The following is a 16,403-nucleotide window of genomic DNA, read 5'->3' as shown; positions in this document are numbered from 1 at the left end:
TTAAAACTCCTTACTTTGTATCGTACCAAGATGATCCATATGCATATTCAACTTTTAAAGGCACATTTAATTTAATCGCTGATTCCATTACTTCCGGGACAATTTTTTCTAATAGAGCAATCTCCTCTGGAGGAGCCTCAAAGATTAGTTCATCATGCACTTGCAGGAGCATTTTTGTTTGCATATTTTCTTTTTCTAATCGTTCAGCCATATCAATCATTGCTTTTTTAATGATATCGGCTGCACTTCCTTGGATAGGCGTATTCATCGCCGTACGCTCTGCAAAGCTTCTCAAGTTAAAATTAGAGCTTGTAATCTCAGGTAGATATCTTCTTCTATTTAAAATAGTAGTAACAAAACCTTTTTGTTTCGCTGTTTGTATACTTTCATCCATATATTCTTTCACGCCTGGAAAGCTTTTTAAATACTTGTCGATAAAAACAGCCGCTTCTTTGCGTGTAATATCTAGGCTTTGAGAAAGACCATAGTCACTAATTCCATAAACAATTCCAAAATTTACAGCCTTCGCAGCACGGCGCATATTCGAGTCAACCTCGTCTGCACCTACATGAAACACATCCATAGCAGTTTTAGTATGAATATCCATATTATTGTTAAATGCTTCGATTAGATTATCATCCTCCGACATATGAGCAAGTACACGTAACTCGATTTGGGAATAGTCAGCTGCAAACATCACCCATTCTGGGTTAGATGGAACAAACGCTTTACGAATCTTTCTTCCTTCCTCGATACGGATAGGTATATTCTGTAAGTTAGGATTAACAGAGCTCAAACGTCCTGTTGTAGTAAGCGCCTGCTGATATCTTGTGTGGATTTTCCCATCATCAGTGTGGATCTCTTTTAGGAGACCTTCGATATAGGTTGAATTTAACTTTCCTAACTGACGGTATTGTAGAATTTGCTCTATGATTTCATGCTCATTTGCAAGCTTCTCTAATACATCGGCTGCTGTAGAATAACCTGTCTTAGTTTTCTTAATTGGCGGTAGTCCTAGTTTTTCAAAAAGAATCACTCCAAGCTGCTTAGGAGAATTGATATTAAATGCTTCCCCTGCTAGGGCATGAATGTCCTTTTCAATTTGTTGTAGCTTGATCTCTAAATCATGACCCATTTCTACAAGAACTTGCTTATCTACCTTTACTCCATCCGATTCCATCGTTCCTAAAATAGAAGCAAGTGGCAATTCCAATTCCTTATATAGCTTAAATTGTTCATTTTCTTTTAATTTCTTTTCTAAAATAGGCTTTAAATGCCAAATAGCCAAAGCCTTCCTAGTAGCATGCTCTGCCAGTTTCTCTTGCTCTGGAACAGATTTTTTTGCTCCCTTTCCATATATCTGCTCGTTGCTTAATACATTATAATAACCATACTCTTTTCCAATAGATGCAACATCGTCTGCAGATAATGAGGCATTATCAATATATGCTGCCAGCGTTAGGTCAAACTCTACTCCGGAAATGCTAACTCCATGCTTTCTACTTACCGCTTGTGTCGCCTTGGAGTCCACTACATATTTTGTCTTCGACTCATCCTCAAGCCATGTACAAAATTCTTTTGAATGAAAAGCAGCTTCCCCTGGAACAAAATAGGATTGCTCTCCATCGGATAAAGCGATTCCTAATAAATCCGCTGTATGGTATTGTTCATCATATAATTCTAAGTGAAGAGACATTTCATCCTTTAATAAAGTGAAATCTATTTCCTTTACTATTTCAAATTTCGTTTCAGTAGTAGATTGCTCTTCCTCCACATATTCCGTTTTTTCTAATAAAGTTTTAAAGGATAGTTCCTTCCATATAGAGATCACTTCATCCATGTTAGGTCCGCTATAAGTGATATCTTCAAGTGAAACTTCAATAGGAGCATTTGTTTCAATGGTAGCGAGCACCTTACTCATCTTCGCCTGTTCTTCATTAGCGACAAGCTTCTCTTTTAGCTTAGCACCGCTAACAGAGTCAAGTGCCTTATATAGATTTTCGACAGAGCCATGCTCCTTTAATAGTTTAATCGCTGTTTTTTCTCCTACACCTGGAACTCCTGGGATATTATCGGAAGCATCTCCCATCAATCCCTTCATATCAATGATTTGAAGCGGGGTTAGTCCGTATTTTCCCTGAACATGCTCCGGTGTATATTTCTCTATATCTGTTATTCCTTTTCTTGTAATGTAAACAGTCGTGGAGTCTGTAGCTAGCTGAGTTAAATCTTTGTCCCCTGACACAATGACTACTTGCTGACCCTTAGTCTCCGCCTGGCGGCTAAGCGTTCCTATAATATCGTCTGCCTCATACATTTCCAACTCATAGCGTTTAATACCATAAGCATCGATTAGCTTGCGTAAATACGGGAATTGCTCAGAAAGCTCTGGTGGAGTTTTCTGTCTGCCACCCTTGTATTCTCCAAATGTAGAATGTCTGAAGGTTGTTTTCCCAGCATCAAATGCCACAAGCATATGCGTTGGTTTTTCCTCGTCCATTATTTTTTGGAGCATCATCGTAAAGCCATACACGGCGTTCGTATGTATTCCATGTTCATTTGTTAATAAAGGAAGAGCAAAGAATGCGCGATAAGCCAAACTATTCCCATCTAATAATAGAATTTTTTCAGAAGACATGAATAAATTCACTCCTTGGTTTATATTGTTTTACATTAGCTTCTACACATTATTAAAAGTGTATTTTTGTATTAATACATTTTGCTAAAAATAAAATCGTCATTCCCTATATCTTACCATGACAGTAAGGGGAATGACGATTCATATACTATTCTAAGTATCCTGAAAGGATATTAGCATAAGGTGAATCTGATGGAATAATAATCATTGTATCTTCACCAATGGTTTTCTTATAGGATTCTAATGTTCTGTATAACGAATAGAATTCAGGATCTTTAGAAAAGCTCGAGTTATAAATTCTCGCTGCCTCCGCATCACCTTCTGCTACAAGAAGTGCAGCTTCTTTTTTTGCAGCAGCCTGCATTTGAATAACTTTACTATCCGTTTCTGCTTCAATTCTCCTCTTGTCAGCATCACCAGTAGATAAAAACTTTTGAGCAACACTTTCACGATCGGAAATCATTTCGTTATAAACAGATTGCTCATTCTCTTCTGGCAAGTCTGTTCGTTTAATACGCACATCTACTACTTCAATACCATATTTATCTTTTGCTAGAAGTTCATTAACTTCTTGTGTTATTTGATCGTTAAGGCTTCCTCGAGATGAGTTTTCATCATTAATGATTTCGTTATAATTTAATTGACCAAGCTCTGAACGAACGACAGAATAGATGAATTCTTCCATACGTGAGCTTGCATTAACAATATTCCCTGCATTAGAAATCATATCTTTAGGATTAACTACTCTCCAAATTGCATAATTATCAATAATTATTCGACGTTTATCCATTGTATTTATTTCTGCCTCAGACAGATTATGATTCATTTGATATTTTGGAATGGTCGTTACACTTTGGACAAATGGGATTTTCATATGCAATCCTGGTGAATCCTTAATGCTTTTAATCTCACCAAACTGACGAATAACCTTATATTCCCCTTCTTTCACTACATAAATATTAGCAAGGGCAATTACTGCTATTACAAAGACTACTAAGATAGTAATAAAAGACTTAGTATGCTTTTTAAAATCGATTGGTGTCTTTTCTTTCTTTGGTTTATTCGGAACAGTCTTAAACTTAGATTCTAAATTTGCAAAAGGGTTGTTGTTATCTGACATTATTGTCCACTCCCTTCTTCTGTCTTCGATTCATTTGTTGTGGTAGCTGCAGGTGCATTTTGTTTAGTAGATTCTAGCGGTTGTAATGGTAAGTATTTCATCGTTCCACCATCATCATTCATAATATAAATTTTCGCGCCCGGTAAAACGGAATCTAATGTCTCCATTACTAATCGCTGTCTTGTTATCTCTTTGTTATTTTGATATTCAGCATAAAGCTTATCAAATAAGGCTACATCCCCTAAGGCCTGTTCTTTACGGGCTGTTTGGTAACCACGTGCTTCAGAGATAATTGCATCTACTTCTCCCTCTGCTACACTTATTTTCTCATTTTCATATTTTTCTGCTTGGTTTACCTTTGTATTTTTTGTTTCCTCCGCATCCGTTACTGCTGTGAAAGCTGCACGGACCTCTGCATTTGGAAGCTCTACATCTTGTAATTTTACCGTTAAGACAGTAATTCCTATATCATACTTTTTAATCAATGACCCTAGAAGGTCGTTTGTATCTGCTTCTATTTGAGCCTTCCCAGAAGTTAATGCATCATCAATTTTAGAATTCCCTATAACTGATCGAATGGATGCTGAGGTTGCATCATGCAACATTTCTTTTGGATTTTCGGAATTAAATAGGTACGATTTTGGATCGGTAATTTTGTATTGTACTACTAGGTCCGTCAATACGATATTGTCGTCACCTGTTATCATTTTTGTATCCTTGTCATATGAGGTTATTTCCCCACTCTCATCCTGCTTGTATCCAAACTGAAGGCTAAAGGTTTCTTTTGATAACTTTTCTACCTTCTGAATCGGCCAAGGAAGTTTAAATTTCAAACCAGACTCTGTTATTGGCTCACTCGCCTCACCAAACGTAATGACGATCGCCTGTTCTGATTCATCTACTGTATACCAAGAAGTAAATACTGCGGATAAAAGAATAATTCCAACTATAGAAACAGCGATAATGGTCAATAATCTTTTTGTACTCATATCTTTTCCCCTTTCTCTCTATATAATTCTTTTACGGAAAGAAAGGGTAGATGGTTTCAAAAATATAAATATTTAGATTTTTTATGCTACGTTAAAAGTTAAGGTTGATTTAAAAGTGCAATAAAAAATGAGCTGGAAAATGTATCTCCACGCTCATTATATCTTGATACCATTTTTTTACTATAGCACCTCGTTAACGTAACTAAAACGGCAGGCTTTGAAAAAGCGAAATAGTTATAACTAATGCCGATAAAGATCCTGCGGACAGTAAGGTTATCATTTTTCGCCAATTTATCTCTTTTGAAGGTTTTGCAGCCTCTTGGGAAACCGCAATCCATATCACAAAAGAAACTATGGCTACTATGGCAATAACATCTTTAGACATATTTAATACCCCCTTGTATTATTCAGTTAAATGACGCGTTTGTTGAGCACAACTTAAACAAAACTGTTCAACTAACCTGTTGTTTAGCTCAATAAGAAAAAGGGCTTTACTCCCTCTTGATGTAAAGCACACCGTTAGTTTAAGTGCATATTTCACTATCATTCTTTTGTATTAATAATTAAATGATTTTCAACTCTCGCTCTCTATAGACAGAAAGCTGATTATCATTCATACGGCAAAGGTTGAGTTCCATCGACATCGGTAAAGCCATATTTTCTCGCTAGCTCAGCCACCATTATTGTTTCTCCAGAAAACTTAGATACCGTAGTGTCTGATGCCAATGCGACAACCGCACGGCCTACATACGCCGTCGTTTCAGTTGTTCCATCCTCTGGTCCAAAACCCGAGTCTATAACTCTTTCTGTTCTCATCCAACCAGGGCAAACAGCAACGGCTGAAACGTTGTATTCCTTTAATTCCTTTGCCATTCCTACTGTCATTCGATTGATAGCATTCATAGCTAAATCGTAATATAAATTACTTGAGATTTTGTCTTTGATAAAAAATGTGATATTTACAATTAACCCTTTATGGTGTTGGGCCATCAGAGGTACAGCATATCGAGTAGTCAGCAAATAAGCTTGCGGTCCAGCAACCATCATAGCATCCCAATGCTCCAGTGGTCGTTCCCAAAAATGCCGCCCATCTCCTGATGGTAGAGAACTTTCGGACCCACCAAATACACTATTAACTAAAATATCAATGCGACCATGTTCCCTTTCAATTTGCTCAAATAAGTTCCTTACATCATTGTCACTTGTATGGTCACACTGTATTGCGATGCCTTTACCTCCTCGTGAAGTAACACCATCGGCAGTTTCTTCAATGGTTTCTGGTCGATTATCGGTTCTAGACCCCTTTACACTCCGTCCTGTCACATACACCGTCGCTCCTGCACTGCCTAGTTGAAAAGCAATGCCCCTACCTGCACCACGGGATGCACCTGTAACAACAGCAATTTTCCCTTGTAATGGTTTCATATTTTCCTAACTCCCTGCCCCGTTAGTTAAAAGTCATGTTAAAGTTTTCTTTTTAATAAATTCAACAAATTTATTAAGTAGTACATGAGTGAAATCATAAATGATAGAAGTATAACAATTATTGTACCGAATATATAGATTGCTGTTTCGGTAGCATCACCGCCATCAAACACATTTCCAAATAGAAAAAAGAAAATTACACTAACCATTAAAGTTAAGAAAAATATACTAATATACTTTGACATATTATCCCCCTCCACAATCCAACTTTACCGTAATAATCTAGACCTTTATTAAACTAAAATGCCGTTTTTGTTAAAGTGGGAAAATGTATTTTGTTAATTTCATTTATCATTATTCAACTTATCTATTTCAAACCAGGTTCTTAGCTGTTCAGCATAGCTTAGCCTTTCCTCTGAAGAACTTAACTTGCCGTCAGTTCGATAAAGATCATCATTATTATAGCGTGGATAAACATGTAAATGATAATGCCAAACATCCTGGCTTCCTCCAGGTTCGTTGTGTTGTCGAGTGGAGATACCATCGCATTTGTAGCACTCCTTTAATGCATAGGATATCTTCTGAGCCAACTGATGAATTCGTGTAGCATATTCAACAGGTAAGTCGAAAATATTTTCAAAATGTTTATTTGGAACGATGATTACATGCGCTTTATTATTTGGCCACCACAATGTTGCGATTAAAGCCGTTACATAATCATCTTTGTACACAATATCTTGCTGTTTAGATTGGATTAGCTTGTCTTCTTTATCCTCAATACCTTTTACCAAAAGACAAAATGGACAAACATAGCCTTCTGGCATATGACTATAATGAATCATACTCATAACCCCTTTAAATAAATTCATAAGCATTAGGTTCCTGATGTTAACAAAAAAGCTGTTTCAAGCTCACTTCTTATTTTATTTCTTAATCAAACCACCAATAATCTTAATCCTCATCCTAACAATGGCACTATTATTATTGATAAAGCTAGACTTATTAAAAATGTAATAAGCCAATCTCTTTTTTTGGTCGTCTTAAGTAGTATATTCAATACAGAACCAATACAAATACAAACTATAAATCCTAACAATATATTGATAAGTTCCATAAAATCCCCCATATATTCCCTTTTCCCGATTTTACCATAAATCCTTTAAATAACTATTATAAAAGTTGTTCTAGTATATTTAATACTTTTTGTTTCAAATAACTGTATTGTGTTTCATTAGTATCTAAATAAGCTTCTTCTCTGTTTGAGGGAGTGTCCATGTACTCTATTGCTCCCTTAAATTGACTGTCAGTAAAATCATAACGTTTGCCATTAATACTATTATAAAAATGCCAGCCGTCTTATAGCTTAGTTTTCAAAATTTCTCCTGCCAATAAATCATGAACAACTAAAGTTGTTACACCACATTGACCTTTGGCTATATTCTCTTTACTCCATTTAGTACTCGATTCAATAGACCAGGAATTAGATAATGCATATTTAATTTTTTCACACAGTTTTTCATCTAATTTTTTCATCAGTTTCACTCCTGTTCAATTTAAGTCTCGCAGACGAATGCGATGGCTTATTGATCCCTCCATCATCCGACGAAAGCGGAAATCTGCCCTCACTTGTTCTCACTCTTCCAGTAAATTATCTGTCATTGATAACTTTATATAGTTAGATTCGCTCATATGACTTTCTCATTAATATTTAACAGATGATTGAAGCGGCAGGCGGCGACTCCAGTGGGATGAGTGAGACAGATAAGACATCACATACGACGCGTAAGCGACGGTGATGGCTTATCGCTCACCCCACTGAAAGCGTCCGACGAAAGCGGAAATCTCTCATCTCTTGTTCTCACTCTTCCAGTAAATTATCTGTCATTGATAACTTTATATAGTTAAATTCGCTCATATGACTTTCTCATTAATACTAAACAGATGATTGAAGCGGAAGGCGGCGACTCCAGTGGGATGGATGAGACAGATAAGACATCACAAACGACGCGCAAGCGACGGTGATGGCTTATCGCTCATCCCACGGAAAGCGTCCGACGAAAGCGGAAATCTCTCATCTCTTGTTCTCACTCTTCCAGTAAATTATCTGTCATTGATAACTTTATATAGTTAAATTCGCTCATATGACTTTCTCATTTATACTAAACAGATGATTGAAGCGGAAGGCGGCGACTCCAGTGGGATGAATGAGACAGATAAGACATCACAAACGACGCGCAAGCGACGGTGATGGCTTATCGCTCATCCCACGGAAAGCGTCCGACTAAAGCGGAAATCTCTCATCTCTCGTTCCTACTTTTTATGTATCTTGAATTAATTAGAATTATACTACACAATAAAAGGCCAGCAACTAGTGCTAGCCTTTTAAAGTATTTCGTTTGGAAAAGGGGTCTATATAAAATGTATCAAAGTATTGTAAATGGCGTGTGAATTTCTTGTAAAACTTAACTTACCATTTATTATTTTGATATTTTTTATAATAATTCACCTGACGGGCCATCAGGTAGAACTTACGTTTCAAATTCTTATCCCCTTTATAAAACAATGGGTTCCCCCACTTACCTTCACCTAATAGCAAACGAATTTCCTGTTGGATAGAAAGATTATCCACGAATTTCTTTAAAACTATTTTAGGAACTACTGTGAACAAGTAATGTTCATTTAGTAGGGTCAGCGGTTTTTCTTTATGGTAAATCACATCATCCACCATATATCGAGCCATGTTATGTCCGAGTGCAGTAACATAGTAGCTAGATCGACCTTGTCTAATATTAACTTCAAATACTTTATATTTGCCATCTCGCTCATCATATTTTAAATCGAAGTTAGCAAAACCGACATATCCAATCGCCTCAAGGAAGTGTTGAAGCTTTTTCATTAACTCTTCATCATAGCGAGTAATAAGTGCAGTATAGTTTCCAATCGCCGTAACCGTGTGCTCTTGTAAAACAACTTGAGCAAGTGTACTTAGCTGTGCCTTGCCCTCCGAGCTAACATAAAACACAGAATCCCACATATATGTGTCATCTCCAGGAATATAATCCTGGATGATTAAGTCTTCCTCATAGCCACTTTCATTTACCTTGCGAATCACGTCATCTAATTCCTGCTGAGTTTCAACTCTATATACTTTTTGTTGCCCTACAAATTTATGCTTATAATATTCAACCCCATTACTAGGCTTGATGATTAATGGGAAAAGGACATCTTCTGTAAATGGTTGTTTTTTAGCGCAAGAGTAAAAATACGTTTTAGGTGTATCTATACCATGCTCTTCACAGAGCTTATAAAAATTAGACTTTACTAAAAGGTTGTTCATTAAATCCTCGGGCATATAATTAAACACAAACATTTCTTTTAAAACATCTGCATTTTCAATGATCAAACGCACATAAAAATCATTTGTGCCTATTAATAATAACTTCTTATCGGCTGTTTTATATTTCTTTGCAACTTCAGTTAAAACGGACACGAATTCCGACTTGTCCCATAAGTTTGGGTGTATTTCTATATGACCTATAACACTACTCAATTTAGTGAAGGACATTTCTTCCTTCCCAACTAAAATTGGCTTGATACCGTATTCCTCGTGGAAGGAAATAGACATATTGTAAGCATTCATATCTGTCCCAATTATAATAGGGATAAAGGGTTGATTATTCATGATGACCTCCATTAACTATTCATGAGTGGAATGTACACAGTGAATGCTGTACCTTTTCCTACCTCACTTTCAACTTTTATCAAACCATGATGAGCTTCAACTATATGCTTGACGATTGCCAGACCTAATCCTGTACCACCAGAGTTGCGACTCCTAGCTCGATCTACACGATAAAAACGTTCAAAAATACGATCTATTTCTTCAGTTTTTATACCTATTCCTTGATCCTTAATCGTAAAGTAACCATATTTATGATCTTTACCAATAGTAATCGTGATAAAGGTATCCTCAGAAGAATAGGTAATTGCATTTGTTAATAAGTTCATCATGATTTGCATAATTCGATCGGAATCTCCTAGCACCTCTACCTTTTCATCCAAAGAGAGGGTCAATTCCATATTTTTTTCTTCTAATAAATGATTGGTCATTTCAATACTTTGAATGAGCACATCATAAAGTTTCACTTTATTTAACTTAATTTCGTATCCAACTTGCTCGACAGTTGATAAGTCCAGTAAATCATTAATAAGCATTTGTAGACGATTACTTTCCTTATAAATTATCTCTAAAAACGAAAGTAAGGTATCTTCCTTTTTATATGCACCGTATAAAAGTGTTTCAGAGAACCCTTTGATAGATGTTACAGGGGTTTTTAATTCGTGTGAAACATTAGCAACGAAGTCTTTTCTTACCTGTTCTAGCTTCACTAACTCCGTGACATCATGAATCACAACAACTATTCCTAGCCATCTTCCATGCTCCCCTATAACAGGCGCCCCATATGCTACCATATGATTAGTACTTAAATTTCGTTGCAGTGCAATTTGATCTTTACTGAGCATTTCTGTCAAAAATAGCTTTTCTATAAAAGCTTCAACCTTTTCTGGCAAGCCAATTTTACGAAATTGTTTCCCATTTACCTGTTCAAAGCTAAGCTGGAGTTGATTGAGAAAGGAACGGTTAACAATACTAACTATCCCACTACGGTCGATCATTATTAGACCGCTCCCCATGTTTTCAATCAGTGTTTTCAGTCGTTCTTTTTCTGTTTCACGAATTATCGAAATATCCTGTAGGTTCCTTGCAAGAATATTGATTGATTTCGTTAATTTTGACATACCTGAACTGTTATCCTCGAAAGCTCTAATACGATAATTACCTCTTGCTAGCTCCATAGCTGTTTCAGTTAAATGTTCAACAGGCTGTGCATACCTCTTTAAGATATTAAAGCCGATAAGTAAAGCAATAAGAAATGCAATTATTAAAATTGTTGCCAACACTAACCATAAGGTACCTTGAAAAAAATTGACATTGTCTTCTAGCAATGAAGCATCAAGTATCTCGACGACTTCTTGCCTTTGTTCTATAGAAAGCTGCGTACTACTTAGATAGTTTTCAATATCGTTTATTTTTCCATCAATGCTTGTACTCGTAGTACGTTCAATGAAAATAGGAAAGATTTGAGCAAGAGCTAGACCTATTCCAACTAGAATAAGTCCAATTAAAATAGAATAGGTACGAAATATTCTATTGTGAAAGCTCATACTTTTTTAGGCTCCTCAAATTTATATCCAAGACCTCTAATAGTTTTAATGTAAATCGGTTTTCGGCTGTTTTCTTCTATTTTATCTCTCAAATGACTAATGTGGACATCTACGATTCGAGTATCTCCAGCAAAATCATAATTCCAAACAGAGCTTAATAGCTGATCTCGGGTAAGCACTCTATTTTTGTTTTCGATTAAGTAAACAAGTAGTTCGAATTCCTTTGGAGTAAATTCCAACTGCTTATCATTCATGATCACTTCGAAGCGTTCAGGAAATACTTGCAGTCCACCAAATATATATCTTTCATCGGAATTTTTCTTTTGATGCTCTGACGTTAATACACTTCTGCGTATCATAGCCTTAACTCTAGCTGTAACCTCTCTAGGGCTAAAAGGTTTTGTCATATAGTCATCTGCACCTAGCTCTAGACCAAGCACCTTATCAAACTCTTCTCCTTTTGCTGTAAGCATTATAATCGGTGTCTGGATTTTTTTTAATCGTAGCTCCTTACACACTTCCATACCATCTAAACGCGGTAGCATCCAGTCCAACAAAATGACATCAGGCTGTTCTTCTATGGCAAGGTTTAAGCCTTCCTGCCCATCTGAAGCAGTTATAACATGAAAACCTGCTTCTTCCAAATTATATTTTAATAATGTTACGATTGAACTCTCATCATCTACAACTAATACTTTTTTCATTATTTTGGCCTCCATAGTCGATTTGAAACCCCCATTCCAAATCTGCAACTAAATAGGAAGTTATTATAGTTTTTCAGAAACGATAAGCAGGTGGTGTCACATGAAGAATACCATTCATCACTATTGCATTTTCCTCATTTTTTCCTTCTACTTCTATAATAATTTCATTTTTATGTACATTGACTTCTGTTATTACAAACGTAAAAGTTATTAAAGAATAATGATAGGTTGGTACAGGAAAATTTAACTCTTGCTTATTCACATGAGAACCCGGACCAGGAAGATACTTGGAAATGGCAGAAGTCACAATGCCAGTTAACATAATTGTTGGTACAATTGGTTTTTCAAATACTGTTTTAGAAGCAAAATCATGTTGAATATATAGAGGATTATTATCATTCGTCAATCCCAAATATAATAATAAATCCTTATCCTCCATCTTCTCGGTTATAGATAATTTTTCTCCTATAGACAAGTCTTCAATACTCTTTCCAATTTTATACGTTTTACCTAACAATTATTATTCATCCCCCTATATTTAGTCTAACTCTATCTTATCAATAACTCTTAGTTTTGCGCAATACACTGTACTGCCTACTTTAATAATCATAAGTAAAGTATGTAATTGATTTCCCTTAATGGACGTTTTGACGAGTTAAATGTTGCATATCTTATAGCCACAAAAACGAGCGAGAATTTAATCTCGCTCGTTTTTACTATGATTATTCACTTAAAATCTTCATGACAGCTTTTACAGTATCAGCAGATTTGTTTAACAAAGTCGTTTCTTCTTCTGTTAACTCCAACTCAATAATTTTTTCGATACCGCCTGCTCCAAGTACAGTTGGCACTCCAAGATATATTCCTTCCATTCCATACTCGCCCTCTAAATATGCGATAGAAGGAAGAACACGTTTTTGATCTTTTAAGATAGCCTCTGCCATTTCTACTAGGGAAGCAGCTGGTGCATAGTATGCAGAACCGTTTCCTAAAAGGTTAACAATTTCTGCGCCACCTTTACGAGTGCGATCTACAATCGCTTCTAAGCGCTCTGCATCGATTAGATTTTCCAAGGGAATACCTCCAGCATAGGAATATCTTACAAGAGGAACCATGTCATCTCCGTGGCCACCAAGTACAAAGCCGGTCACATCTTTAACAGATAGATTCAACTCCTGAGCAACAAAAGTTCGGAAACGTGCAGTATCAAGCACTCCTGATTGACCAATAACTCTTTCTTTAGGTAATCCTGATTCTTTGAAAACAGTATACGTCATTGCATCTACTGGGTTAGTTAACACTAGAACTGTTGTGTTAGGCGAATATTTAACAATCTCACCTGTGACACCTTTCATTACTTTTTGGTTTGTCTGAACTAAATCGTCACGGCTCATCCCTGGTTTACGTGCAATACCAGCTGTAATAATAACTAGATCTGAGTCTTTTGTATCCTCATAGTTGGAAGTTCCAATAATATTAGCGTCGAACCCTTGGACAGGGCCAGCTTCTGCCATATCCAACGCTTTTCCTTTAGTAGGGTTTTCAGCTTGAGGAATATCGACTAACACGATGTCTCCTAGTTCTTTTTGAGCTAGTAAAAATGCTGTAGTAGCTCCAGTGAATCCGGCACCAATAACTGAGATTTTATTACGTTTCATTGTCATGTCGTAACTCTCCTTTTGTCCAAATTAGAAAAGAGAGGATAGAATCCTCTCTCTTGTTAAACCAAATTTCATTACTACAGATTAAAGATTTTTAATCAATTCGTCAGCAAACTCCGAACATTTAACTTCTTTAGCACCATCCATTAGACGAGCAAAGTCATATGTTACAACTTTAGATTCAATTGTTTTTTCCATTGAGTCCATGATAAGTTTAGCAGCTTCGTTCCAGCCAAGGTGCTCAAGCATTAATACACCTGAAAGGATTACTGAAGATGGGTTAACTTTATCTAAACCTGCATATTTTGGAGCTGTACCATGAGTAGCTTCAAAAATAGCATGTCCAGTTACGTAGTTGATGTTAGCTCCTGGAGCGATACCAATACCACCAACTTGTGCAGCAAGTGCATCAGAGATATAATCCCCATTTAAGTTCATAGTTGCCACTACATCAAACTCTTTTGGACGAGTTAAAATTTGTTGTAAGAAGATATCAGCGATTGAATCTTTAACTAAGATTTTACCAGCTGCAAGTGCTTCAGATTGAGCTTTATCAGCTGCTTCAGTACCTTGTTCTTCTTTAATTTTGTCGTATTGGTTCCAAGTAAATACTTTGTCACCAAACTCTTGTTCAGCTACTTCATAGCCCCAGTTTTTGAAAGCTCCTTCAGTAAACTTCATGATGTTACCTTTGTGTACTAATGTTAAAGAAGTGCGACCTTCTTTAATGATGTAATTTAATGCAGCACGCACTAAACGTTTAGTACCTTCTTCAGAAATTGGTTTAATACCGATACCAGAAGTTTCTGGGAAACGGATGTTCTTAACACCAAACTCTGTTTGTAAGAAGTCGATTAGTTTCTTCGCATTGTCTGTACCTTTTGCATATTCGATACCAGCATAGATATCTTCTGTATTTTCACGGAAAATAACCATATCTGTATCTTCAGGACGTTTAACTGGAGATGGAACACCAGTGAAATAACGAACTGGGCGTAGGCAAGTATATAGATCTAGTTCTTGGCGAAGTGCCACGTTTAATGAACGGATTCCTCCACCAATTGGCGTAGTTAAAGGACCTTTAATAGCGATTAAGTACTCATTGATAACGTCTAAAGTTTCTTGAGGTAACCATTCGCCAGTTTGGTCAAATGCTTTTTGTCCAGCAAGAACTTCTTTCCACTCAATTTTCTTTTCTCCGTTATAAGCTTTTTCTACTGCTGATTCTAATACACGTGAAGCTGCTGCCCAAATATCAGGACCAGTTCCGTCACCTTCAATAAATGGAATGATTGCTGTGTTTGGTACGTTAAGTACACCGTTTTCTACTGTAATTTTACCAGATGTCATGTATATTTCCTCCTACTATCATAATCATAGGGCCAATAACACAGGAGTGTTTAGCCCTAATCTTTTACAAACAATTAATATTATCGTTCTTCAATTGGAATATATTTTTGCATTCCTGGTCCAACATATTCTGCACGAGGACGAATTAATCGGTTGTCTGAATATTGCTCAAGAATATGAGCTACCCATCCAGAAACGCGAGAAACTGCAAAAATAGGTGTGAATAAATCATGGTCAATATTTAATGAATGGTATACAGATGCAGAATAGAAATCTACATTTGGTGGTAAGTTCTTTTGACCAGTAACGATTTCTTCAATACGTACTGACATATCATAAAGTTTAGATTCACCACGAAGTGTTGTAAGTTTTTGAGACATTTCACGTAAGTGTTTTGCACGTGGATCTCCTTTTCTATATACACGGTGACCAAAGCCCATAATTTTAACTTTGTTATCTAATTTATCTTGGATATAGCTATCAACGTTATCTAGAGTATCAATTTCAGTTAGCATTTTCATCACTTGCTCATTAGCTCCACCGTGAAGTGGCCCTTTAAGAGCTCCGATAGCTGAAACAACTCCTGAGTAGATATCAGACAAAGTTGCTACACAAACACGTGCAGTAAATGTAGAAGCATTTAACTCATGATCTGCATGAAGTACTAAAGCTTTGTTGAAAGCTTCAACTTCAATTTCTTCTGGCATTTCACCTGAAAGCATGTACAAGAAGTTAGCAGCATAGCCTAAATCTGTTTTAGGAGCTACCGGCTCTAATCCTTTACGTACACGAGAAAATGCAGTTACTAATGTAGACATTTTAGCTTGTAATTGAATAGCTTTTAGGTAGTTTGCTTCTTCGGACATATCCTCAGCAGCATCATCATATAATGCTAGCATAGATACAGCCGTTCTTAGTGCTGACATTGGGTGAACTTTATCAATTGGATAAGTCTTGAAATGATTCAAAACTTCTTGAGGAACTGCCATGTTATCAGCCAATTGTTGCTTTAATTCTGCTAGTTCAGAAGCATTTGGCAGACGTTTGTGCCAAAGCAGGTATACAACCTCTTCAAAACTTGCATTATTCGTTAAATCATCGATATCATAGCCGACGTATGTAAGTGTGTCATCTATAATAGAGCTAATCGATGACTGAGTCGCTACGATTCCTTCTAAACCACGAGTTGACGTCATTTGTTATCTCCCCTTCTACAGTAAAATTTATCCATCTACTTATCTCGTAATATGGAGATTTACCTGCATTTAATATGTACCTTCAAAATGCTTA

At 36.4% G+C, this 16,403-nt stretch carries 14 protein-coding genes and 1 pseudogene; all 15 read right to left on the bottom strand.

The genetic code is table 11. The features are described from left to right. Positions 1 to 10: 10 nt before the first annotated feature. Positions 11 to 2,638, bottom strand: a complete 2,628-nt coding sequence (polA, locus tag D0S48_RS19900; RefSeq protein WP_151113568.1) for a DNA polymerase I — start codon at positions 2,636 to 2,638, stop codon at positions 11 to 13. A 148-nt stretch (positions 2,639 to 2,786) separates the two neighbouring features. Further along, positions 2,787 to 3,758 carry a protease modulator HflC gene (gene hflC / locus D0S48_RS19895; protein WP_144535434.1) on the bottom strand — a complete coding sequence of 324 codons (972 nt, stop codon included), beginning with the start codon at positions 3,756 to 3,758 and terminating at the stop codon, positions 2,787 to 2,789. Further along, entirely contained in the window at positions 3,758 to 4,747 is a 990-nt protein-coding gene (hflK, locus tag D0S48_RS19890; RefSeq protein WP_151113566.1) for an FtsH protease activity modulator HflK, read from the bottom strand. The genes hflC and hflK overlap by 1 nt, the downstream gene beginning before the upstream one ends. A 202-nt stretch (positions 4,748 to 4,949) precedes the next feature. Next, the gene (locus tag D0S48_RS19885) at positions 4,950 to 5,132 is read right to left on the bottom strand and encodes a hypothetical protein (protein WP_151113564.1); all 183 of its coding nucleotides are present in this window, start codon (positions 5,130 to 5,132) and stop codon (positions 4,950 to 4,952) included. 224 nt (positions 5,133 to 5,356) lie between these two features. Continuing rightward, positions 5,357 to 6,172, bottom strand: coding sequence for an SDR family NAD(P)-dependent oxidoreductase (locus D0S48_RS19880; protein ID WP_151113562.1), 816 nt, complete (start codon positions 6,170 to 6,172; stop codon positions 5,357 to 5,359). 38 nt (positions 6,173 to 6,210) lie between these two features. Further along, complete coding sequence (locus tag D0S48_RS19875; protein WP_144535425.1) at positions 6,211 to 6,417, bottom strand: hypothetical protein; 207 nt, start codon at positions 6,415 to 6,417, stop codon at positions 6,211 to 6,213. Between the two features lie 99 nt (positions 6,418 to 6,516). Beyond that, complete coding sequence (locus D0S48_RS19870; protein WP_151113560.1) at positions 6,517 to 7,014, bottom strand: HIT family protein; 498 nt, start codon at positions 7,012 to 7,014, stop codon at positions 6,517 to 6,519. A 328-nt stretch (positions 7,015 to 7,342) separates the two neighbouring features. Then, positions 7,343 to 7,705, bottom strand: a pseudogene (locus D0S48_RS19865) (hypothetical protein). A 934-nt stretch (positions 7,706 to 8,639) separates the two neighbouring features. Continuing rightward, positions 8,640 to 9,854 carry a carboxylate--amine ligase gene (locus D0S48_RS19860; RefSeq protein WP_151113557.1) on the bottom strand — a complete coding sequence of 405 codons (1,215 nt, stop codon included), beginning with the start codon at positions 9,852 to 9,854 and terminating at the stop codon, positions 8,640 to 8,642. Between the two features lie 11 nt (positions 9,855 to 9,865). Next, positions 9,866 to 11,398 (bottom strand): two-component system histidine kinase PnpS, encoded by a 1,533-nt coding sequence (pnpS, locus tag D0S48_RS19855; protein WP_151113555.1) that lies wholly within the window; start codon positions 11,396 to 11,398, stop codon positions 9,866 to 9,868. Next, positions 11,395 to 12,105 (bottom strand): response regulator transcription factor, encoded by a 711-nt coding sequence (locus D0S48_RS19850; RefSeq protein ID WP_144537110.1) that lies wholly within the window; start codon positions 12,103 to 12,105, stop codon positions 11,395 to 11,397. Before D0S48_RS19850 ends, pnpS begins: the two co-directional genes overlap by 4 nt. A 70-nt stretch (positions 12,106 to 12,175) precedes the next feature. Then, positions 12,176 to 12,619 (bottom strand): MaoC/PaaZ C-terminal domain-containing protein, encoded by a 444-nt coding sequence (locus D0S48_RS19845; RefSeq protein ID WP_225215933.1) that lies wholly within the window; start codon positions 12,617 to 12,619, stop codon positions 12,176 to 12,178. Between the two features lie 205 nt (positions 12,620 to 12,824). Beyond that, a complete protein-coding gene (gene mdh / locus D0S48_RS19840) occupies positions 12,825 to 13,766 on the bottom strand; it encodes a malate dehydrogenase (protein ID WP_144535415.1) in 942 nt (313 codons plus the stop codon). 81 nt (positions 13,767 to 13,847) lie between these two features. Continuing rightward, complete coding sequence (icd, locus tag D0S48_RS19835; RefSeq protein WP_144535413.1) at positions 13,848 to 15,113, bottom strand: NADP-dependent isocitrate dehydrogenase; 1,266 nt, start codon at positions 15,111 to 15,113, stop codon at positions 13,848 to 13,850. 80 nt (positions 15,114 to 15,193) lie between these two features. Next, the gene (citZ, locus tag D0S48_RS19830) at positions 15,194 to 16,309 is read right to left on the bottom strand and encodes a citrate synthase (RefSeq protein WP_144535411.1); all 1,116 of its coding nucleotides are present in this window, start codon (positions 16,307 to 16,309) and stop codon (positions 15,194 to 15,196) included. Positions 16,310 to 16,403 lie beyond the last annotated feature (94 nt).

Source organism: Psychrobacillus sp. AK 1817 (assembly GCF_008807035.1).
GTDB lineage: Bacteria > Bacillota > Bacilli > Bacillales_A > Planococcaceae > Psychrobacillus > Psychrobacillus faecigallinarum.
The sequence above is the reverse complement of the archived record's forward strand: the minus strand, read 5'-3'. Positions and strand labels throughout refer to the sequence as shown.

Excerpts from the sequence above, each read along its gene's own strand:
- polA (WP_151113568.1), bottom strand. The coding sequence starts at position 2,638 with ATGTCTTCTGAAAAAATTCTATTATTAGATGGGAATAGTTTGGCTTAT.
- hflC (WP_144535434.1), bottom strand. The coding sequence starts at position 3,758 with ATGTCAGATAACAACAACCCTTTTGCAAATTTAGAATCTAAGTTTAAG.
- hflK (WP_151113566.1), bottom strand. The coding sequence starts at position 4,747 with ATGAGTACAAAAAGATTATTGACCATTATCGCTGTTTCTATAGTTGGA.
- D0S48_RS19885 (WP_151113564.1), bottom strand. The coding sequence starts at position 5,132 with ATGTCTAAAGATGTTATTGCCATAGTAGCCATAGTTTCTTTTGTGATA.
- D0S48_RS19880 (WP_151113562.1), bottom strand. The coding sequence starts at position 6,172 with ATGAAACCATTACAAGGGAAAATTGCTGTTGTTACAGGTGCATCCCGT.
- D0S48_RS19875 (WP_144535425.1), bottom strand. The coding sequence starts at position 6,417 with ATGTCAAAGTATATTAGTATATTTTTCTTAACTTTAATGGTTAGTGTA.
- D0S48_RS19870 (WP_151113560.1), bottom strand. The coding sequence starts at position 7,014 with ATGATTCATTATAGTCATATGCCAGAAGGCTATGTTTGTCCATTTTGT.
- D0S48_RS19860 (WP_151113557.1), bottom strand. The coding sequence starts at position 9,854 with ATGAATAATCAACCCTTTATCCCTATTATAATTGGGACAGATATGAAT.
- pnpS (WP_151113555.1), bottom strand. The coding sequence starts at position 11,398 with ATGAGCTTTCACAATAGAATATTTCGTACCTATTCTATTTTAATTGGA.
- mdh (WP_144535415.1), bottom strand. The coding sequence starts at position 13,766 with ATGACAATGAAACGTAATAAAATCTCAGTTATTGGTGCCGGATTCACT.
- icd (WP_144535413.1), bottom strand. The coding sequence starts at position 15,113 with ATGACATCTGGTAAAATTACAGTAGAAAACGGTGTACTTAACGTACCA.
- citZ (WP_144535411.1), bottom strand. The coding sequence starts at position 16,309 with ATGACGTCAACTCGTGGTTTAGAAGGAATCGTAGCGACTCAGTCATCG.